This is a genomic window from Ruegeria sp. ANG-S4, from assembly GCF_000814005.1.
In the GTDB taxonomy this organism is placed as follows: Bacteria; Pseudomonadota; Alphaproteobacteria; order Rhodobacterales; family Rhodobacteraceae; genus Ruegeria.
Genome location: NZ_JWLK01000006.1, coordinates 160,566 through 179,964, shown reverse-complemented (window position 1 = coordinate 179,964; position 19,399 = coordinate 160,566). Strand labels below are relative to the sequence as shown.

At 57.5% G+C, this 19,399-nt stretch carries 21 protein-coding genes and 1 riboswitch; of the genes, 3 read left to right on the top strand and 18 right to left on the bottom strand.

Annotated elements, in window-relative coordinates:
- The first annotated feature begins 24 nt into the window (after nt 1-24).
- Entirely contained in the window at nt 25-1,188 is a 1,164-nt protein-coding gene (locus RA28_RS18720; RefSeq protein WP_039532123.1) for a serine hydrolase domain-containing protein, read from the top strand.
- 9 nt (nt 1,189-1,197) lie between these two features.
- Nucleotides 1,198-1,572 carry a DUF2237 family protein gene (locus RA28_RS18715; protein ID WP_039532121.1) on the top strand — a complete coding sequence of 125 codons (375 nt, stop codon included), beginning with the start codon at nt 1,198-1,200 and terminating at the stop codon, nt 1,570-1,572.
- A gap of 6 nt (nt 1,573-1,578) precedes the next feature.
- On the opposite strand, the gene RA28_RS18710 is transcribed toward RA28_RS18715, so the two are convergent.
- The 18 genes from RA28_RS18710 to miaB form a co-directional block, all read right to left on the bottom strand.
- Nucleotides 1,579-2,214 carry a class I SAM-dependent methyltransferase gene (locus RA28_RS18710; protein WP_039532119.1) on the bottom strand — a complete coding sequence of 212 codons (636 nt, stop codon included), beginning with the start codon at nt 2,212-2,214 and terminating at the stop codon, nt 1,579-1,581.
- Between the two features lie 44 nt (nt 2,215-2,258).
- Nucleotides 2,259-3,506: a tryptophan synthase subunit beta gene (gene trpB / locus RA28_RS18705; protein WP_039532117.1), complete on the bottom strand. Its 1,248-nt coding sequence runs from the start codon at nt 3,504-3,506 to the stop codon at nt 2,259-2,261.
- Between the two features lie 67 nt (nt 3,507-3,573).
- Nucleotides 3,574-3,909: a hypothetical protein gene (locus tag RA28_RS18700; protein WP_039532115.1), complete on the bottom strand. Its 336-nt coding sequence runs from the start codon at nt 3,907-3,909 to the stop codon at nt 3,574-3,576.
- A gap of 46 nt (nt 3,910-3,955) precedes the next feature.
- Nucleotides 3,956-4,597: a phosphoribosylanthranilate isomerase gene (locus tag RA28_RS18695; protein ID WP_039532113.1), complete on the bottom strand. Its 642-nt coding sequence runs from the start codon at nt 4,595-4,597 to the stop codon at nt 3,956-3,958.
- A 9-nt stretch (nt 4,598-4,606) separates the two neighbouring features.
- Nucleotides 4,607-4,957 (bottom strand): lipopolysaccharide assembly protein LapA domain-containing protein, encoded by a 351-nt coding sequence (locus tag RA28_RS18690; protein ID WP_039532587.1) that lies wholly within the window; start codon nt 4,955-4,957, stop codon nt 4,607-4,609.
- Nucleotides 4,958-4,964: 7 nt separating this feature from the next.
- Nucleotides 4,965-5,249 (bottom strand): integration host factor subunit beta, encoded by a 285-nt coding sequence (gene ihfB, locus RA28_RS18685; protein ID WP_008758048.1) that lies wholly within the window; start codon nt 5,247-5,249, stop codon nt 4,965-4,967.
- A 272-nt stretch (nt 5,250-5,521) separates the two neighbouring features.
- Complete coding sequence (rpsA, locus tag RA28_RS18680; RefSeq protein ID WP_039532111.1) at nt 5,522-7,198, bottom strand: 30S ribosomal protein S1; 1,677 nt, start codon at nt 7,196-7,198, stop codon at nt 5,522-5,524.
- Between the two features lie 251 nt (nt 7,199-7,449).
- The gene (locus RA28_RS18675) at nt 7,450-7,719 is read right to left on the bottom strand and encodes a DUF6525 family protein (protein ID WP_082029868.1); all 270 of its coding nucleotides are present in this window, start codon (nt 7,717-7,719) and stop codon (nt 7,450-7,452) included.
- A 193-nt stretch (nt 7,720-7,912) separates the two neighbouring features.
- Complete coding sequence (locus tag RA28_RS18670) at nt 7,913-8,524, bottom strand: (d)CMP kinase (RefSeq protein WP_039532106.1); 612 nt, start codon at nt 8,522-8,524, stop codon at nt 7,913-7,915.
- The gene (aroA, locus tag RA28_RS18665) at nt 8,521-9,867 is read right to left on the bottom strand and encodes a 3-phosphoshikimate 1-carboxyvinyltransferase (RefSeq protein ID WP_039532104.1); all 1,347 of its coding nucleotides are present in this window, start codon (nt 9,865-9,867) and stop codon (nt 8,521-8,523) included. Before aroA ends, RA28_RS18670 begins: the two co-directional genes overlap by 4 nt.
- A gap of 68 nt (nt 9,868-9,935) precedes the next feature.
- The gene (gene trmB, locus RA28_RS18660) at nt 9,936-10,646 is read right to left on the bottom strand and encodes a tRNA (guanosine(46)-N7)-methyltransferase TrmB (protein ID WP_039532585.1); all 711 of its coding nucleotides are present in this window, start codon (nt 10,644-10,646) and stop codon (nt 9,936-9,938) included.
- 97 nt (nt 10,647-10,743) lie between these two features.
- Nucleotides 10,744-11,925 (bottom strand): methionine adenosyltransferase, encoded by a 1,182-nt coding sequence (gene metK / locus RA28_RS18655; RefSeq protein WP_039532102.1) that lies wholly within the window; start codon nt 11,923-11,925, stop codon nt 10,744-10,746.
- Nucleotides 11,926-11,930: 5 nt separating this feature from the next.
- A riboswitch (SAM-SAH riboswitch) is annotated at nt 11,931-11,979 on the bottom strand.
- A 31-nt stretch (nt 11,980-12,010) separates the two neighbouring features.
- A complete protein-coding gene (gene lnt / locus RA28_RS18650; RefSeq protein ID WP_039532100.1) occupies nt 12,011-13,525 on the bottom strand; it encodes an apolipoprotein N-acyltransferase in 1,515 nt (504 codons plus the stop codon).
- A complete protein-coding gene (locus tag RA28_RS18645) occupies nt 13,522-14,406 on the bottom strand; it encodes a hemolysin family protein (RefSeq protein WP_039532099.1) in 885 nt (294 codons plus the stop codon). The genes lnt and RA28_RS18645 overlap by 4 nt, the downstream gene beginning before the upstream one ends.
- 36 nt (nt 14,407-14,442) lie before the next feature.
- The gene (ybeY, locus tag RA28_RS18640; protein ID WP_039532096.1) at nt 14,443-14,937 is read right to left on the bottom strand and encodes an rRNA maturation RNase YbeY; all 495 of its coding nucleotides are present in this window, start codon (nt 14,935-14,937) and stop codon (nt 14,443-14,445) included.
- Between the two features lie 41 nt (nt 14,938-14,978).
- Complete coding sequence (locus tag RA28_RS18635; RefSeq protein WP_039532583.1) at nt 14,979-16,001, bottom strand: PhoH family protein; 1,023 nt, start codon at nt 15,999-16,001, stop codon at nt 14,979-14,981.
- A gap of 165 nt (nt 16,002-16,166) precedes the next feature.
- Nucleotides 16,167-16,928, bottom strand: a complete 762-nt coding sequence (locus tag RA28_RS18630) for an outer membrane protein (RefSeq protein WP_152612109.1) — start codon at nt 16,926-16,928, stop codon at nt 16,167-16,169.
- 166 nt (nt 16,929-17,094) lie between these two features.
- Nucleotides 17,095-18,414 (bottom strand): tRNA (N6-isopentenyl adenosine(37)-C2)-methylthiotransferase MiaB, encoded by a 1,320-nt coding sequence (miaB, locus tag RA28_RS18625; protein WP_039532093.1) that lies wholly within the window; start codon nt 18,412-18,414, stop codon nt 17,095-17,097.
- 121 nt (nt 18,415-18,535) lie between these two features.
- Here miaB and RA28_RS18620 point away from each other — a divergent pair, with 121 nt between their 5' ends.
- Nucleotides 18,536-19,399: a hypothetical protein gene (locus RA28_RS18620; protein ID WP_039532581.1), complete on the top strand. Its 864-nt coding sequence runs from the start codon at nt 18,536-18,538 to the stop codon at nt 19,397-19,399.

The following is a 19,399-nucleotide window of genomic DNA, read 5'->3' as shown; positions in this document are numbered from 1 at the left end:
GTTCCCAAAAGAGGGAGGAGCAGCATGAGAACCACATTCAAATGGCTGTTGCGAATCGTGCTGGCTTTGGCCTTGGCAGCCATTGTCGTCGGGATTTGGAAACGAGAAGAGATTCAGCGCCTTATGGCTGTGAACTCTCTGTTCGCCGAGGACAAGATCGTTCACAATTTCTCGCACATGGACGACGCCTTTTTGTCCGTGAACCTCCCGCGCGGCGCTGGTCCGACCTGGGAATTGCCGTACGGCCCCGGCTTTGACCTGCCGGACGGAACCGACCAGTGGATCGAGGACCGCGCGGTAACGTCGCTGTTGGTCATGCAGAACGGCCAGATCCGGTTCGAGGAATACTATCTGGATACCGGCCCGGATGACCGTCGGATTTCGTGGTCGGTGGCCAAAAGCTATTTGTCCGCCCTGTTCGGCATTTTGATGGATGAGGGCGCAATCGGATCGCTTGACGATCCCGTTACAAAATATGCGCCGGAGCTTTCTGGCAGCGCCTATGACGGGGCATCGATCCGGAACGTGCTGAACATGGCCAGCGGTGTCAGCTTCAACGAGGATTATTTTGACTACAATTCCGATATCAACCGCATGGGCCGCGTTGTTGCGTTGGGCGGGGAATTGGACGCGTTTGCGGCCTCGATAACCGATACGTTCGAGACGCCCGGGAAAAGCTGGCAATACGTATCGATCGATACCCATGTAATCGGAATGGTGATCCGTGGCGCCACTGGCAAGAGTGTCTCTGAGTTATTGACGGAGCGGATCATCCAACCCTTGGGTTTGGAATATGACGGGTACTACATCGCGGACGGGGCTGGTGTTGCGTTCGTTCTGGGCGGGTTGAATTTCACCACGCGGGACTTTGCAAGGTTCGGGCAGATGATCCTGCAAAACGGCGCTGTCGATGGTGCGCAAATCGTGCCCGCCGCGTGGATTGCCGAGTCCACTTGGCCCAGCGCCCCGACCGAGCCGGGGAAAATCGGCTATGGGTATCAATGGTGGATCCCCGTGAATGCGCATGAGGGCGAGTTTCTGGCGCGTGGGGTCTACGGGCAGTATATTTATTTTGATCAGCCGCGCGGTGTTCTGATCGTGACCACAGGCGCGGATCGCAATTTTCGCGATCCGGGCATCAACGACCTGAACATAGAAATGTTCCGCAATATCGCGCAAAGCCTGTAAGGTGGCAGCATGCAGAAACAAGACAGCATCAACGTTCTGGGCGGTGTATTGGCCCCCTGCTCTCGGGACCCGCTAACCGGGTTCTTTCGCGACGGCGCGTGCAATACCTGCCCCGAGGATCAGGGTAGCCATACAGTGTGCGCAGTGATGACGGCCGAGTTTCTGGCGTTTTCCAAATACGTGGGCAATGACCTCAGCACCCCTAGGCCCGAATTCGATTTTCCGGGCCTCAAACCGGGTGACAGTTGGTGTCTGTGTGCCGCGCGGTTCCTTCAGGCGCATGACGAAGGCTGCGCACCCAAGGTGCACCTTGAGGCGACCCATCAGCGGGCGCTGGATGTCGTCTCTCTCGAAGTGCTGAGGACGCATAACGCGGATAGCTGAACCCGTTCAGATCGCGATTGCTTTGTACCCGCGCGACGTCCGTGATGGCGGACCGGCAGGAAAACTGTGCTGAGCCTGAAGCGCCCACCCCGATTTTGCAAGCAGCGTGCCAACTTCTTCCGGCCGATAGGTGCGATGGCGCCATTGGAACCAGATTATCGCGTTGCACCAATGCGGTTTGCTGACAACCAGCCACAATGCCGAACCGGGCGCAGCCAAATCGCGCATGCGCTGCAGCGCAACCAGCGGATCCGGGCAGTGCTCAAGAAAATGAGCTGCCAGAATGCAGTCAAAGGGAGACGCCGCTGCTTCGAAATCCTCCAAACGTGACTGCCTTGCCTCAGCTTCTATCCCACGCCGGGCCAATGCGTTTTGGGCCCGTTGAAGCATTTTGGCTGATGGCTCCAGTAAGGTTACGGCTCCTTCAGATTGCAGCGCCGCCCGGGCCTCGGCAAACGCGCCGGTTCCGGCCCCAACATCAAGGGCATTCTGGCCGTAGTTTGCCGAAGGGTCCGCCGACAGAAACCCGAGATAGGCGTCAAAGTACCCGAGCAGGCGCATTTTATCCGACCAACCGGGCGCGGCTGCATCGTATTTCTGCTCAAGTCGTTCTGATGTGACCAGATGGCTCGGGTTGCGCATAGGGCGCAACCTGACACAATTCGAACTGACCGCCTAGCCCCGGCTCAGTCTGCCGTGCGGCCTTCGGTATCGGACATGTCAAAGCCCAGATATTTGGCAACTGTCTGCACATCCTTGTCACCCCGCCCGCACATGTTCATGCAGATCAGATGATCCTCAGGCAGATCGGGCGCAATCTTCATGACGTGCGCCAAGGCATGGCAGGGCTCGAGCGCGGGGATAATACCTTCGGTCGCGCAGCACAGTTGGAAGGCATCCAACGCCTCTTTGTCGGTGATCGAGACGTATTGCGCACGACCGACATCGTTCAGCCACGAATGCTCGGGGCCGATGCCGGGATAGTCCAGACCGGCAGAGATCGAGTAGCCTTCGAGAATCTGACCGTCATCGTCCTGTAGCAGGTAGGTCCGGTTGCCGTGCAGCACGCCAGGGCGACCGCCGGTCAATGAGGCGCAATGCTCCATCTTCTCGTTCACACCCTTGCCGCCGGCCTCAACACCGATGATGTTGACCTCTTTGTCGTCAAGGAACGGGTAGAACAGGCCCATCGCGTTGGACCCGCCGCCAATGGCGGCAATGATCGTGTCGGGCAAACGGCCCTCGGCCTTGTGCATCTGTTCCTTGGCTTCTTTGCCGATGATCGACTGAAAGTCACGGACCATCGCCGGATACGGGTGCGGACCAGCGACAGTACCAATGCAGTAGAACGTGTCGCGTACATTGGTCACCCAATCGCGCAGCGCATCGTTCATGGCATCTTTCAGCGTGCCACGACCCGAAGTCACCGGAATCACTTCGGCCCCCAACAGGCGCATCCGGAACACGTTCGGCGCTTGCCGCTGTACGTCATGCGCCCCCATGTAGACCACGCATTTCAGCCCGAACTTGGCACATACGGTGGCTGTGGCCACGCCGTGCTGCCCTGCCCCAGTCTCGGCAATAATGCGCGTCTTGCCCATGCGGCGGGCCAGAATAATCTGACCCAGCACATTGTTGATTTTGTGCGCACCGGTATGGTTCAGCTCATCGCGCTTTAGATAGATCTTCGCGCCACCCAAGTGTTCGGTCAAACGTTCCGCATAATACAAGGGCGATGGACGGCCCACATAGTTCGCCCAAAGATCGTCCATCTCGGCCCAGAATGTCGGATCGTCTTTCGCCTTCTCGTATTCCTCTTCCAGCGACAGGATCAAAGGCATCAGCGTTTCGCTGACGAACCGTCCGCCAAAGATGCCGAAGCGGCCCTGTTCATCCGGGCCGGACATGAAGGAATTGAAAAGATCGTTGGCCATGGGTGTCTCCCTCATCGTACCTGTTGTTCATATGTGGTGGTGGCGGGATTTGCCATGGCAAAACGCACTAATTCGATGACTGGTATTGTTGCTTCCACACGCGCAGAGCCTGATCCTGACTCGGCACCGCAATGCAGGGAAAGTGGTGAAACTCATGCGAAATCGCAAGCCGGTCCGAGACCTCCAACACCCGCCGATGCGGGCCGGATTGGGCAAATGTCAACATTGCCTCAATGTCCTGCCAGACGCTGAGCGAAAAGTAGATACCGTTGTGCGGAAAGACCCCTGCATACAGGCACAATGGATCACCCTGAGCTTGTTTGAGCGCCTGTCCCGCACGCCAAAAGAACTCGGGTGCGTTGTACCAGTGCCTTAGTGAAACCCCGCCGATTGCTGCCAGCATGTTTCGTCCCTCCCACACGCGTATACGGGAGAGGAACGGATTCAGATCAATGAGCGGCCTGAATGAAGTCCCGGATTTTTTGCGCGTCCTTTTTGCCTGGTGCGCTTTCGACGCCAGACGCCACGTCGACCTGATTGGCACCGGTCATCTTGATCGCCTCGGCAACGTTTTCCGGGTTCAGGCCGCCGGACAGCATCCAAGGCGTGCGCCAGTATTTTCGCTCCGCCAATAGGCGCCAGTCGAACGGCAGACCATTTCCGCCCGGAAGTTCCGAGTTTTTGGGCGGCTTTGCATCGATCAACAACTGGTCAGCGGCGTCGGCGTATAGATCGATTGCGGCGAGGTCCTCGGCATCGGCAATGCCAATCGCCTTGATAACCGGCAATCCGTATCTCTGCTTGACCTCCAGCACACGTTCAGGCGTTTCCGCCCCGTGAAGCTGAAGCATATCCAAGGGTGCGCCCGCAACGATGTCATCAATCTGGGCATCTGTGAAATTCACGGTCAACGCAACTTTGGCCACACCCGCAGGGACGTCCTGCGCCAGAGCGGCGGCTTTTTCAATCGATGCAAAACGCGGTGATTTCGGAAAGAAGTTAAAGCCGAGATAGCGCGCACCCGCGTCAACTGCAGCGCGCACATGCTCAGGCGCGGTCAAACCGCAGATTTTGACAGAGATATCAGACATGAGGTTGGCTCAGCTTGCCTCGTCCAGAATGGCGAGAACATCGTCCTGCCCCTCGTTCTGCTTTTTCTTGAGCTTTTTGACTTCGCGTTCAAGCTTGCGCACTTCGCTTGTCTTGGCCGTTGCGTCGCGACGGTGCTTGTGTTCGCGCAACCATTCCCACAGGAAACCGATGATCAGGCCAGCCACAACGCCACCAAGGACAACGACGAACAAGGGCAGCGAGGTGGAAAAGTTGAATCCCAGCAGCTCGGACAGGGTATCGGGCACCAGCTTCAGTTCAACGATCTCACGATTCGCAAGCGAGATAGAAACCAGCACGATCCCAAGGATCGCAAGAAAGGCATAGCGAATGTAGCGCATCATGAAGTCAGGCTTTACCGTTCAAACGGTCCCTTAGCAACTTGCCCGTTTTGAAAAACGGAACGCATTTTTCTTCAACCTGTACAGTTTCTCCGGTTCTGGGATTGCGGCCAACGCGTGCATCGCGTTTCTTAACCGAAAATGCGCCAAAACCCCGCAGTTCGACCCGGTCACCACGCGACATCGCGTCAGTCACTTCCTCGAACACGGTGTTTACGATCCGTTCGACGTCACGCTGGTAGAGATGCGGGTTTTCGTCGGCGATTTTCTGAATCAATTCTGAACGGATCATGCGTGTTACCCTCCCAGGCGACTGGTTTACCATGTCTATTGTTCTGGACAGTATAAGAAAAAACCGGGTTCGGGGGAACGTAAACTCTGTGCGTTGTTTCCTTATTTTCCGGTAATCTCACGCGATTTTTTGCCTGCGGGTCCGATTTTCACACGTATTGAGCGAACCAGAGCCAAATTAACCCGGAAAATCGGAAGATGTTGATTCGCAACAAAAACAGCCCCGCGCGATCGCGCGGGGCTGAAAAACTTGCTTAGGCCGTTGTCCTGCGCTTAGTCGCCGGATTTCAGCGCTGCACCCAGGATGTCGCCCAACGATGCGCCCGAGTCGGAAGAACCGTACTGTTCCACGGCCTCTTTCTCTTCAGCGATCTCGCGTGCCTTGATCGACAGGCCCAGACGGCGGGTCTTGCTGTCGACGTTGGTAACGCGAACGTCGACCTTGTCACCGACCGAGAAACGCTCGGGGCGCTGTTCGGCACGGTCACGGCTCAGGTCCGAACGACGGATGAACGACTTCATGCCTTCGTATTCAACCTCGATGCCGCCATCTTCGATCGCGGTCACTTCGACGGTGATGACCGAGCCTCGCTTCACGCCGCCCACGGCTTCGGCGAACTTGTCACCGCCCAGGGCTTTGATCGACAGCGAGATACGCTCTTTCTCGACGTCCACTTCCGAGACAACGGCCGAAACCATGTCGCCTTTGCGGTAGTTCTGGATCGCATCCTCGCCACGCTCGTCCCACGACAGGTCCGACAGGTGAACCATGCCGTCGATGTCGCCTTCGAGGCCAATGAACAGACCGAATTCGGTGATGTTCTTGACTTCGCCTTCGACCTCGGTGCCCTCGGGGTGCGTTTCTGCGAACACTTCCCATGGGTTGCGCTGAGTCTGCTTCAGGCCCAGAGACACGCGACGCTTGGCGCCGTCGATTTCCAGAACCATGACGTCGACTTCCTGGCTGGTCGAAACGATCTTGCCGGGGTGGACGTTTTTCTTGGTCCAGGACATCTCGGACACGTGCACCAGACCTTCGACACCGGCTTCCAGCTCGACGAACGCGCCGTAGTCGGTGATGTTGGTGACGCGACCCTGATGGACCGAGCCCAGCGGGTATTTCGCAGCAACCAGATCCCACGGATCTTCCTGCAGCTGCTTCATGCCCAGGCTGATGCGGTGGGTCTCTTTGTTGATCTTGATGACCTGAACCTTGATGGTTTCGCCGATCGTCAGGATCTCGGACGGGTGGTTCACCCGGCGCCATGCCATGTCGGTCACATGCAGCAGGCCGTCAACGCCGCCCAGGTCAACAAATGCACCGTATTCGGTGATGTTCTTGACGACACCCTCGACGGTCTGACCTTCGGACAGGTTGCCGATGACTTCGGCACGCTGTTCGGCACGCGATTCTTCCAGGATTGCGCGACGCGACACAACGATGTTGCCACGGCGACGGTCCATTTTCAGAATCTGGAACGGCTGCTTCAGACCCATCAGCGGACCAGCGTCGCGCACGGGGCGGACGTCAACCTGAGAGCCGGGCAGGAACGCAACTGCGCCGCCCAGATCGACGGTGAAGCCACCTTTGACACGACCAAAGATTGCACCTTCGACGCGCTGGTCGTCGGCGTATGCTTTTTCCAGACGGTCCCATGCCTCTTCACGGCGGGCCATCTCGCGCGAGATGACGGCTTCGCCACGGGCGTTTTCTGCGGCGCGCAGGTAAACTTCGACCTCGTCGCCAACAGCGATTTCAGGGGCTTCGCCAGGATTTGCGAATTCTTTCAGATCAACGCGGCCTTCCATCTTGTAGCCGACGTCGATGATGGCTTGGCCGGCTTCGATCGCCAGAACCTTGCCTTTGACAACAGAACCCTCTTCGGGTGTGTCCATTTCGAAGCTTTCATTCAGGAGGGCTTCGAATTCCTCCATGGATGCGTTAGCCATGTGGCGTTGTTTTCCTTTACATAACGTTTTTACTGGCCGAGCGGTTGTCTCCGCCGGTCTTGTTTCATGATGTCGTCTGGCGTAACCCGGTGCGCATCTGACTACACAAACACAAAGGGCCGAGGTGACCCGGCCCTGCTCAGATACGTCGCCCGGACGTTGACCGCCCTTGTTCAGACAGCGCGCGTATAGGCGGATTCCCTGTCATGCGCAAGCAGAAAGCCGTTTAACTAAAGGGATTGGCAATATCCCTACCCATTTTGGCGCGCTTTTGCCTGCCAGACATGCGCGTCCTTTTGCAACATCGCGCGTTCGATTTCTTCGAGCCGCAAGATTGCGGCATCCGGGTTGCGGGGGCCGCCAGCGCGGCTCCAGACTTTCAAGGCGGATTCAGGGCTCCATGGCAGACAGGCTGAAGCCAGCCAAAGACGCAGGTCGCGCGGCAGCGCATCAAAAGCGCGCATCCTCGACCCACCTCGCCGACGCGTTTTCATTGACGTTCTCAGATTTCGTCTGATCATTTTTTCAGTCATGGCACCCCTTACTTGGCACTTGCCCTGAACTTGCCTGCCGAAACCCGCTGGCGCGGAATCTGGTTGTCGTCGGAATGCCTCATAATACGTTATCTCATAACAAATCGAGCCCAGCAGACAAGGTCTATTTGGCTGGGTTTTCCAACCACTGTCGGCGTTCAAAACCGACGCTTCCCTATCGCTAAACGGGAAATTTCACCTCAATGAGTGACACAGCCTGCGCCAGCGCATCTTCGATACTGAGGTTTGATGTATCCAGCAGAACCGCGTCATCCGCCGGCTTCATGGGCGCCGTACTGCGTTCTGCGTCGCGCATATCTCGCTCTCGAACATCGGCCAGAACCTGATCGCGCGTTGCATCGCCACCCTTGGCGGCAAGTTCCAGAAACCGGCGCTCGGCACGCACCTCAGCACTCGCGGTTACGAATAATTTGACCTCAGCTTGAGGACAAATGACGGTACCAATATCGCGCCCGTCCAGCACCGCGCCCCCTTTTCGGAGAGCGAACGCTCGTTGAAAATCAACAAGGGCGGCACGAACCTCGGGGATCACCGCAACTTTCGAGGCCGCCTGAGCGATTTCGGCTGTGCGCAGGTCGCCCTGCTGCAGCTCTTCTGCCGTCAGGGTTTGCGCCGCAGTCACTGCGGATGTCCCGTCCAGCGTGCGTCGCCCCACCGCGCGATAAAGCAGCCCGGTATCCAGATGCGAAAACCCAAAGTGCGCAGCAACCCCTTTCGAAATCGTTCCCTTGCCGGCTGCCGCAGGCCCGTCTATGGCGACGGTGAAGCTCATTTGCGAACAACCTTTGCGCCCAAAGCAGTCATCAAAGGTTCAAAAATTGGAAATGACGTGGCGATCGGCCCGCCATCATCAACTGAAACCGCCGTCTGTGCGCCCATGCCCATCACCATAAAAGACATGGCAATCCGGTGGTCCAGAAAGCTCTCGCATGTGCCGCCGCCGGGTACATTTCCAATGCCAAGCCCTGTGACCGACCACCAATCCTCGCCTTCGTCCACGGTGACGCCATTGGCCCGCAACCCACGCGCCATGGCGTCGATGCGGTCGCTTTCCTTGACCCGGAGTTCTTTCACTCCGGTCATCAGCGTCTCACCGGTCGCGTTTGCGGCCACCACAGACAGAACCGGGTATTCGTCAATCATCGAGGCCGCGCGTTCTGGCGGCACGTTTATTCCTTTCATGTCGGGCGAGTATTTCGCGCGCAGGTCGGCCACCGGCTCACCGCCCTCTTCCCGTTCGTTTTCATAGGTCAGGTCCGCGCCCATCTCACGCAACGTCGTGAACAGGCCCGCGCGAGTGGGGTTCAGCCCGATACCCGGCACCAAAACGTCCGAGCCGGGTGTGATCAACGCGGCGCAAACGGGAAAGGCAGCGCTGGAGGGGTCGCGCGGTACCGCAATGACCTGCGGCTTCAGTTCCGGGCGTCCGGTCAACGTGATGACACGTCCTTCGTCTGTGTCTTCAACTGTGATTTCGGCGCCGAATCCGGCCAGCATACGCTCTGAGTGATCGCGGGTCGCCTCTTTCTCGATCACCACGGTTTTGCCGGGTGCGTTCAGACCCGCCAGCAAAACGGCCGATTTCACCTGAGCCGATGGAACCGGGACCTCATAACGCACCGGCACCGGATTTGCCGCACCGACAATTGTCATGGGCAGCCGTCCGCCCTCTCGTCCCACGGACTGCGCGCCAAACAGCGCCAAAGGGTCGGTGACCCGCGCCATGGGACGTTTGTTCAGACTGGCATCGCCCGTGAAGGTCGCCGTGATCGGGGATGTTGCCATTGCTCCCATGATCAGCCGCACGCCGGTGCCCGAATTGCCACAATCGATCACCTGATCCGGTTCGGCAAAACCGCCGACACCGACACCATGTACTGTCCATGCACCGTCGCCGTGGTCGATAACTTCGGCCCCGAACGCACGCATAGCCTTTGCGGTGTCCAGAACGTCTTCGCCCTCCAAAAGCCCCGAGATTCGGGTCTCACCGACCGCCATTGCGCCCAAAATCAGTGACCTGTGCGAAATCGACTTGTCGCCCGGCACTTCGGCCGTCCCGGTCAGCGGGCCGCTCGGATGCGAGGTCATCGGGATGGGCGTGCCGTGTCCGGACATGGAGGCTCCTGTTGTCGCTATCAGTCTCAGGCCGATTAGCGAATTGGGGCCGATTGGTCCAGCAGCAATCAGTCTTTGCGGCGGAAGGTCAGGTAATGAGGCGTTCGGCCTTCGCGTAAGGCCTTCTGCTCATACCGGGTTGAAATCCAGTCATCCCAGGGCTCGCGCCAATCAGAGGGGTGTTCCGCCAACCACTCGAACCCTGCGCGCGGGACTTGTTCCAAAGTTTGTCGCACATAGTCTGGAATATCGGTGGCAACGCGGAATATCGAACCGGGTTTCAGCGCCTGCACCAAAGGCTCAAGATGCTCAGGGGTCACAAACCTGCGGCGATGATGCCGCGTTTTGGGCCAGGGATCGGGATAGAGCAGAAATGCGCGTGAAACACTTGCCTCGGGCAGCACGTCGAACAGGTCGCGCGCATCGCCGGGATGTACCGCAAGGTTTTCGACCCCCGCTTGTCGGATTTTACCCAACAGCATCGCGACGCCGTTGATGTAGGGTTCCGCCCCAATGATGCCGATATCGGGATTGTTCTGCGCCTGATGTACCAGATGCTCACCGCCGCCAAAGCCAACCTCTAGCCAGACAGGCTTGCCGCCGAACAAGGCGCCCAGATCCAAAGGGTTGCGTTTGGGGTTGGCGTCCCAATCAACATCACCGGGTGAAAGTGCTGCCAAATCTTCGCTCAGATAGGTCTTTTGGCTGGGCTTCAGGGCTTTGCCTTTGAAGCGGCCATAGAAGTTTCTGCGTGGACGTTGTGGGATATGTGTGCTCATACCGGTGGCCATACTGCGGCGGTCGCAGCGTGACAAGGGGCGGAGGTGGGGGCCAGCCCCCACACCCCCGGAGTATTTCGAAAAAGATGAAGAGCGGTCAGACTGCGGCTTTTAGGGCGTCAGTCAGGTCGGTACGCTCCCAGCTAAAACCGCCATCGGCATCGGGCTCACGGCCAAAATGGCCGTAGGCTGCGGTTCGCTGGTAGATCGGTTTGTTCAGTTGCAGGTGTTCACGAATGCCGCGCGGGGTCAGGTCCATGACCTCGCCGACAGCCTTTTCGATAACGGCATCAGCGATCTGACCGGTGCCATGCGTATCGGCGTAGATCGACAGCGGTTTCGACACGCCAATCGCATAGCTCAACTGGATCGTGCAGCGATCCGCCATGCCAGCCGCCACCACGTTCTTCGCCAGATACCGCGCGGCATATGCGGCAGAGCGGTCGACTTTGGTTGGGTCTTTGCCGGAAAACGCGCCGCCGCCATGCGGCGCGGCCCCGCCATAGGTGTCAACGATGATCTTGCGACCTGTAAGGCCTGCATCCCCGTCCGGCCCGCCGATCACGAATTTACCTGTCGGGTTCACGTGCCACTCGGTCTCGGCCGACAGCCAGCCTTCGGGCAGTGTTTCAGTGATATAGGGTTCGACGATCGCCCGAATATCTTCCGAACTGAGCGATTCATCCAGATGCTGGGTCGACAATACGATCGAGCTTACACCAACTGGCTTTCCGTCGCGGTAGATGACGGAAAGTTGCGACTTGGCGTCCGGACCGAGCGCAGGTTCCGAGCCGTTTTTGCGCACCTCGGCCAAACGCCGAAGAATCGCGTGCGAATACTGAATCGGGGCGGGCATCAGCGCAGGGGTTTCCGTCGTGGCATACCCGAACATGATGCCCTGATCCCCAGCACCTTCGTCCTTGTTGCCCGAAGCGTCCACGCCCTGTGCGATATGGGCTGACTGTTCGTGAAGCAGGTTTGTTACTTCGACGGTTTCGTGGTGGAACTTATCCTGTTCGTATCCGATATCTTTGATGCACGAGCGTGCGATTTCGTCGATACGCTCCATGTAATCATGCAGCTTTTGCTGATCAGACAGCCCTACTTCGCCGCCAATGACGACGCGATCCGTCGTGGCGAAGGTTTCGCAAGCGACGCGCGCTTCGGGTTCTTCGTTCAGAAAGGCGTCAAGCACGGCGTCGGAGATCCGGTCGCAAACCTTGTCAGGGTGCCCTTCGGAAACGGACTCCGAAGTAAACGTGTAGTTTTGTCGGGACATGAAAGTGCTCCATTAAGTTATCTCCGTCACGCCAGGAAGCCGTTGTGACGGGCCTGCGCGGGGATACGCCTGCACGCGCGCGGGGTCAATCCCGATTTGCCGCTCCTGTGCGAGCGTTGCGCCAAAACACTGCAAACAGAACCAAAAGCACGCCAAAAACGCCAATGTCGCCAATCCGTGAATAGAGCGTCGGCGGATGGGGTTGCGACAAATCGGCGTCGATAAACCCTGCCTCACCCAGCCCAAGTGACAGCGTCACGCGCCCCAATGGGTCGATCATTGCCGACACTCCGGTATTTGCCGATCGCATCATCGGCAGTCCCTGCTCAATCGCACGCATCTGCGCCTGCGCGAGATGTTGGTAAGGACCAGACCGTGTCCCAAACCAGGCATCGTTTGTGATTTGCAACAGAAAGTCGGCGCGCCCCGGCGCGGACAGGACATCCTGCGTAAACACCGCCTCGTAGCAAATCAGCGGCAACGCCTTTCCCAATGGGCCGGCATCCAACAGCGCGGCACCCGGCCCGGCGCTGAACCCATGGCCTGCGGTTGCGGCCATGCCATAGATCCCAAATTGCCCCATCAAGTCACCGAAAGGGACATACTCGCCGAAGGGGGCAAGGTGATGTTTGTCGTAAAGCCCCCCCTGCTGACCGTCCTCGTCCAGGTAGATCATCGAGTTGTATATGCGCGGGCCATCACCACGTTGAATGCCCAGAACCACGGGTGTCCCGTCCGCCGCGCCGATAACTGCGTCAAGATATGGCTGCGCACTGCTCAACCAGGCAGGTATTGATGTCTCCGGCCAAACGATCAGGTCCGGTCGTGGCTCGGCGGCGGTGAATTCGACCTGACGGGCAAAGAACAAAGGCGCATAGTCCGGATCCCACTTTTGGTGCTGTGGGGCATTGGGCTGAACCAAACGTACGACGTGACCCGTAAGTGTAACTTCGGGGCGCGTGACAGCGTAGACCAGTGCGAAACAAGCAAAGGCGATTGTAGCGCTGGCGGGCAAGGCAATATCGCGCAGGCTCTTGGCGGTGTTTATTGCTGCCCCCACTGGAAGGGTCGCCAGCAACGTCAATGCCCCCAACCCGTAGGGCCCAATCATGGACAGGACTTGCGCCACCGATGTATTCACCCAGACCTGCGCAACGCCCGCCCATGGAAACCCGGTCAAAACGTAACCCCGCGCAACTTCGACCAGCGCCAGGGTAAGTGCCAGGATCAATCCCTGCTGCACGGGGCGCCCACCAATCCTGCGAGTCAGCCAGAATGCCAACGCCCAAAAGATCGCAAGCCCGCCCGCCATAAAAACCAATGCGAACGGGGCCATCCAGGCGTGACGCTCCGCATCCACCAGAAATGGCTCGATGATCCAACTGAGCGCATTGGCAAAGTACGCGGTCGCAAAAACCCAACCGAGCCAGGCGGCCCTGCGGGGTGTTTCGCAAGACAGGTACAGCGGCGCAATCAAGACAAACCCGATCAGCGTCGCCCACCAATGCCCCCAAGGGGCCAGCCCAAACGCAGCTGCAACACCAAGTGCCGCAGCAAACGCAAGCCTGACCCCAAAAGACCAGCCATGGGCAGGGTTCATTGAGCGATATCCGGAAGCATCACACGCAACCGTTTGATGCGGCGCGGGTCAGCATCGACCACTTCAAATTCAGGGCCTTCGGGGTGCAGAACGACCTCTCCGCGCGCAGGCACCCTGCCAGAAAGCATGAAGACCAAACCGCCCAGAGTTTCGATCTCTTCCTCGTCCACATCTTCGTGACTGGTCAAAGAGCGACCGATTTCAGCTTCAAATTCCTCAAGTGGAACCCGTGCCTGAACAATGTAGCATCCGGGTTTTTCCTGAACCCAAAGCCGATCTTCATGCGCGTCGTGTTCGTCGGCAATCTCACCAACCACCTGTTCGATCAGGTCCTCGATCGTCAGCAAACCATCGACACCACCATATTCGTCGATCACAAGGGCCATGTGCCGCCGCTCGGTCTGCATTTTGGTCATAAGAACGCCGATCGGCATGGACGGTGGAACAAACAACAACGTACGCAGCATCGATTTCAGATCAAACACCGTTGAATTGCCATTGAACCCGTGGGTCAACGCGAAATCCTTTAGGTGCACAAAGCCGAGCGGCGTGTCCAAAGTGCCGTCATAAACGGGGATACGGGACAGGCCACTTTCGCGAAACACCTCTGCCAATTCGTCCTTGGTGGTTGTCAGCGGTACCGAGATGATCTCGGCCGTTGGTATTGCCACATCTTCGACCCGCATCCGCCGCAAGTTAATCATGCCGCGCGACTGGGGCGGGCTGACTGGCGTTCCGTTCACCGGTTCAGCCTCTTCAGTATGAGAAGAAAATGCATCGAAAAGTCGGGAAATCAGTCCGCTTTTCTCTTCGCTTTGTTCATTGCCGTTCTCTGGATGCGCGCTGTGCGCCGCCCTAGAACTGCCGTCTGTATCGCCCATTATCCTATTCCAAATGATCCGGGCTCGCGCCCTGTGTCATGTATTATATGGGTTATCTTTACCCATTTTGCCAAGTATCTCGACCTCGACGCCCTCCATCAAAGTGGCGTCCGGGTCACGAATGTGATCGTAGCCCAGCAAATGCAAAACGCCGTGAACGATCAAATGTGTGACATGATCGTCCATTTCCTTGCCCGCTTCTGACGCCTCCCGCGCGCAGGTGTCGTATGAGATTGCAATGTCGCCCAGCGCGATCTCGCCGCTGAAATCGGCCTCTGGCGGGTAAGGTTCGTGTCCGGGCTCTTCGGCGGACAACTCTGCGGATGGCCAGCTGAGCACATTTGTCGGCACCGGTTTCTCACGAAATTCCGCGTTGAGTTTTGCGATGCGCGAATCATCGCAGCCAAGGATGCTGATTTCGCAAATGCCGTGCTCTACCCCGCAATGATCCAGAACGGCCAGGATAGCAGGGCGCGCAAGGGCTTCGAGCATTTGCCAACGCGCATCTTCGATCGATATGTCCAGGTTCATACCCAAGGTCCAAAGCTGCAGCGCCGTTCGGGTTCGATGGGTTAGCTTGCGTCCCGACCGGCATCGGCCTCATACGCCTCGATAATGGCGGCGACAAGCGGATGGCGGACCACATCTTTCGAGGTGAAATAGTTGAAGCTGATATTCGGGATCATTTTCAGCAAACGTTCGGCATCCGCCAAACCCGACTGCACCCCGCGTGGCAAGTCGACTTGAGACCGGTCGCCGGTAATGACCATGCGACTGCCCTCGCCCAGACGAGTCAGGAACATCTTCATCTGCATGGTTGTCGCATTTTGCGCTTCGTCCAGAACAACGAAGGCATTTGCCAAGGTGCGACCGCGCATGAACGCCAGCGGAGCGATTTCGATTCGCTTTTCTTCGATCAGTTTTGCCAGTTGCTTCCCCGGCAGAAAGTCATTCAGCGCATCATACAGCGGCTGCATGTAAGGATCGACCTTGTCCTTCATGTCGCCGGGCAGGTACCCCAGTTTTTCGCCAGCTTCGACCGCCGGGCGGCTCAGGATAATCCGGTCCACATGGCCGCCGATGAACATCGAAACCCCAACAGCCACCGCCAGATAGGTTTTGCCGGTTCCCGCGGGACCGATTCCAAAGGCCAGTTCGTTGTTGAAAAGCGATTGAACATAGGCTTTTTGTGCATCTGTTCGGGGTTCGACCAGCTTTTTCCGGGTTTTGATTTCGACAGTGCCACCCTTGAACATCTCAAGCTGGTCACCGTCTCTTGTGCCGGTTCCGACCTCGGAGTTGCCCATGCGCAATTCACGATCTACATCCGCGGCTTCGACCTCGCGACCGCCTTCCAGACGGGTATAAAGCGCCTGCAAAACCTCGATCGCTTGTTTCTGAGCGCCTTCGTCGCCCATAACGACCAACTGGTTCCCTCGCCGAACGATCTGAACCATGAGTTTCTGTTCGATATCGGCAAGATTGCGGTCATATTCGCCGCATAGATCAATCAATAACCGGTTGTCGGGAAATTCAACAAAAGCCTCGCGCTGGGGCATGTCGTCTGGCGGTGGGGTCAGGGCACCGATGGCCAATACGTTCTCCTGTTTTGGCGTTTCATCTTGAGCGTAGACAACAACCTTGGCCGGGTGCAAGCGGCAGAATGGATTTTTCGGCATGAAATGGCAAAAGCGCCGATCAAGCCGCAATCCGGCTTCAGGCAATGTCACCACAGAAATGCGCAGACACGGCCAACGGCCCTAAAACGTATAATTCAACCCAACGCGTAAACCGCTGAAACTCGGGGTCGATTTGGTTGAAAACCCCGAACCGAAATCAACGTTTTTGGAGTCGAACTGATAGTATTCGATTTCCCCGGTGACGGACCAATTCTCGTTGAACCGGTGTTCTGCACCGAGACTTGCTGAAAAACCATTCCGATTGTCAGATTCTTCAAAATCGCTGACCGAATCCACGCTGGTTAACGAGGTGGAGGTTTTGACATCCCCCTGCACGTACCCGAGCGAGAAAAAATACAACATGCTGCGACTGCGATTCGTGATACCGTTTCGAAACCGGATCGACAGTATGTCTGAGATTTCAGATGACGCGTCGACCGTGGTGCCACCAATCTGGGTCGATGTGCTGTCCTCAAGCGCGCCGAAATCATACAGCAGTTCGAACCCATAGACATAATCGCGTCCGCCGATCGTGGGCACAGAACCGCGCCAACCGGCACGAATGCCGCCATAGCCACCACTGGGTTCCAGATCACCGATACGCAGCCTGTCCCCGGGGACGGCAAGGCCGAAGCGATCGTTCCTGCCCCATCCATATCCGCCGCTAAGGCCGAGGTAGAAGGCGCTGACGTCTGAAGAAATGGTTTCAGGCGAAAGGACATCCGGCTCTGTCACGTCGCCGATTACATCACCTGCCCCGGACGGCCCTGCAAAAAGCAAAGCCAGCGCAACAGCGGACAGAAAACCAAAACAGTTCGATCGTTGAAAACGCGCGCTGCTCACCACTCGTACCCTCCCGGCGTTTTTTGCGACCAGCTGCCCTGTAACTCAGGCCACTGAGGACGCGCACCCCGGTCAAAAAACTGGGATATGTCGGAGCATAGTTTTATTCCCTAAATCAAGGGTAAATTTCTGGTTACGATGTCACTTTGGGTGCTGAAGGCTTAGATCAGAGCAATTCGCCGGCCAACGAATTTGCGCCCGACGCCACTATGCGAACGTCGCGCAGTTCACCGACCGAGGGCGCATCGCTGGCCACGTGAACCGCGTGTAGATACTCGGATTTTCCGACCATTTGACCCGGCTGACGGCCCGGCTTTTCGAATAGTACGCTGACTTTCCGCCCAACCATCGACTCCTGAATCTCGCGTTGGTGACGCGTGATCATTCCCTGGAGACGTTGTAGGCGGTCATCCGCCTGTTCCGCGTCGACCTGTGGCCGTTCTGCCGCAGGCGTGCCAGGACGTGTCGAATATTTGAACGAGTAGGCGTAGCCGTACCGAACCTCTTCAACAAGGTCCATCGTTGCCTGAAAATCCTCTTCGGTCTCTTCCGGGAAGCCCACGATAAAGTCACCCGACATCAGAATGTCCGGGCGCGCCGCGCGAATCCGTTCGATCAGACGCAAATAGCTTTCAGCCGTGTGGCTGCGGTTCATCCGCTTGAGGATTTTGTCCGACCCGGACTGAACCGGCAGATGAAGGTAAGGCATTAGCTTGTCGCAGGTGCCATGCGCCTCAATGAGGTCATCGCTCATGTCATTCGGATGAGAGGTGGTAAAGCGGATACGCTCCAGCCCGTCGACCTTGTTCAGCTCCCAGATCAAACCTGCGAGGGTCATCTCGCCATTCGGACCTGCGCCGTGATAGGCGTTGACGTTCTGGCCCAGCAAGGTGATCTCACGCACGCCACGCTCCACAAGGTCTTGCGCCTCACGGATGATACGATCGGCAGGTCGGCTGACCTCAGCGCCGCGCGTGTAAGGCACGACGCAAAAGGCGCAGAACTTGTCACAGCCTTCCTGAACGGTCAGAAAAGCCGTCGGCCCGCGTTTTGCCTTGGGCCGGTTCTTGAGCTTTTCGAATTTGTCCTCTTCAGGAAAATCGGTATCCAGCGCCTTTTCGCCGGTGCGGGTCTTCGCCTCCATCTCGGGTAGACGGTGATAGCTTTGCGGGCCCACGACCAAATCAACGAGGGGCTGGCGACGCATGATCTCTTCACCTTCGGCCTGTGCAACACAGCCGGCGACACCGATCTTCAGGTCCGGATTGTCAGCCTTCAATCCCTTGAACCGCCCAAGTTCGGAATAGACCTTTTCAGCAGCTTTCTCGCGAATATGGCAGGTGTTCAGCAGGATCATATCCGCGTCGTCGGGCGACTTGGTCTCGACATAACCCTGCCCGCCCAGTGCCTCGGACATACGTTCGCTGTCGTAAACGTTCATCTGGCAGCCGTAGGTCTTGATATACAGCTTTTTGGGTTCGGACATGGGACAAGCCTTTGCACTCGCTGGGTCGGCGTCGTCTATACGCAACGAACGCCGCTTGCAATGGCGGCGCGTTTACCTGAATTTGGCAAAAACTTCCAGCAAGGCGGAGCCGAAACGGGCAATGCAGTTCGATTCTGTAGATCATTTTCTGAAGTCGGGTCGAGCGGTTTTGGCGCAGGGTCCAATTGCCTTGCTATTTGCGGAAGACGACGTGGAACTGGACAGCACCCTGCAGCATCATTTGAAGCTTGGGTTCAAATCCGTGATCTTTTTCATGCCGGACGACTTTGTTTTGGCCCAAGACTTGCCGGCAAACGTGCACCGGGTCACGTTGTCCTGCGCGCCGCGTCAAGTGGTGTTCGATACCATCAACAAAGTCATCAAAGCCGCCCCGGGGGTGTGGATGTATTATGGCTATAACGCCGAGTACCTGTTCTACCCATTTTGCGAAACGCGAAATACCCTGGAACTGCTGGCTTTTCATTCGGAAGAGCGGCGCGATGCAATGATGGTTCATGTCGTCGACCTTTATGCCGACGATTTGGCCCGCCACCCAAACGGTGTCGCCGTGGACCATGCCATGCTCGACCGCATTGGATACTATGCACATGCACGCCATACGGCGTCCGGGGAAGCGCTGGAAAGGCAGCTGGACATGTCGGGCGGACTGCGCTGGCGCTTTGAAGACCACATCCCCTATGCCCGACGTCGTATTGATCGAATCGCGCTGTTCAAGGCCAGAAAGGGACTGGAACTGCAACCGGACCACACGTTCAATATTGCCGAGTACAATACCTATTCCTGCCCATGGCATCACAACCTGACGGCAGCCGTCTGCTCCTTCCGCGCAGCCAAAGCGCTCAAATCAAACGCAGGATCGACCTTCGATATTCAGAGCTTTCAATGGCGAGGATCGACACCATTTGAATGGAATTCACATCAATTGATGGAATTGGGCCTGATGGAACCCGGTCAGTGGTTCTGA

Excerpts from the sequence above, each read along its gene's own strand:
- RA28_RS18720 (WP_039532123.1), top strand. The coding sequence starts at position 25 with ATGAGAACCACATTCAAATGGCTGTTGCGAATCGTGCTGGCTTTGGCC.
- RA28_RS18715 (WP_039532121.1), top strand. The coding sequence starts at position 1,198 with ATGCAGAAACAAGACAGCATCAACGTTCTGGGCGGTGTATTGGCCCCC.
- RA28_RS18710 (WP_039532119.1), bottom strand. The coding sequence starts at position 2,214 with ATGCGCAACCCGAGCCATCTGGTCACATCAGAACGACTTGAGCAGAAA.
- trpB (WP_039532117.1), bottom strand. The coding sequence starts at position 3,506 with ATGGCCAACGATCTTTTCAATTCCTTCATGTCCGGCCCGGATGAACAG.
- RA28_RS18700 (WP_039532115.1), bottom strand. The coding sequence starts at position 3,909 with ATGCTGGCAGCAATCGGCGGGGTTTCACTAAGGCACTGGTACAACGCA.
- RA28_RS18695 (WP_039532113.1), bottom strand. The coding sequence starts at position 4,597 with ATGTCTGATATCTCTGTCAAAATCTGCGGTTTGACCGCGCCTGAGCAT.
- RA28_RS18690 (WP_039532587.1), bottom strand. The coding sequence starts at position 4,957 with ATGCGCTACATTCGCTATGCCTTTCTTGCGATCCTTGGGATCGTGCTG.
- ihfB (WP_008758048.1), bottom strand. The coding sequence starts at position 5,249 with ATGATCCGTTCAGAATTGATTCAGAAAATCGCCGACGAAAACCCGCAT.
- rpsA (WP_039532111.1), bottom strand. The coding sequence starts at position 7,198 with ATGGCTAACGCATCCATGGAGGAATTCGAAGCCCTCCTGAATGAAAGC.
- RA28_RS18675 (WP_082029868.1), bottom strand. The coding sequence starts at position 7,719 with ATGATCAGACGAAATCTGAGAACGTCAATGAAAACGCGTCGGCGAGGT.
- RA28_RS18670 (WP_039532106.1), bottom strand. The coding sequence starts at position 8,524 with ATGAGCTTCACCGTCGCCATAGACGGGCCTGCGGCAGCCGGCAAGGGA.
- aroA (WP_039532104.1), bottom strand. The coding sequence starts at position 9,867 with ATGTCCGGACACGGCACGCCCATCCCGATGACCTCGCATCCGAGCGGC.
- trmB (WP_039532585.1), bottom strand. The coding sequence starts at position 10,646 with ATGAGCACACATATCCCACAACGTCCACGCAGAAACTTCTATGGCCGC.
- metK (WP_039532102.1), bottom strand. The coding sequence starts at position 11,925 with ATGTCCCGACAAAACTACACGTTTACTTCGGAGTCCGTTTCCGAAGGG.
- lnt (WP_039532100.1), bottom strand. The coding sequence starts at position 13,525 with ATGAACCCTGCCCATGGCTGGTCTTTTGGGGTCAGGCTTGCGTTTGCT.
- RA28_RS18645 (WP_039532099.1), bottom strand. The coding sequence starts at position 14,406 with ATGGGCGATACAGACGGCAGTTCTAGGGCGGCGCACAGCGCGCATCCA.
- ybeY (WP_039532096.1), bottom strand. The coding sequence starts at position 14,937 with ATGAACCTGGACATATCGATCGAAGATGCGCGTTGGCAAATGCTCGAA.
- miaB (WP_039532093.1), bottom strand. The coding sequence starts at position 18,414 with ATGTCCGAACCCAAAAAGCTGTATATCAAGACCTACGGCTGCCAGATG.
- RA28_RS18620 (WP_039532581.1), top strand. The coding sequence starts at position 18,536 with ATGCAGTTCGATTCTGTAGATCATTTTCTGAAGTCGGGTCGAGCGGTT.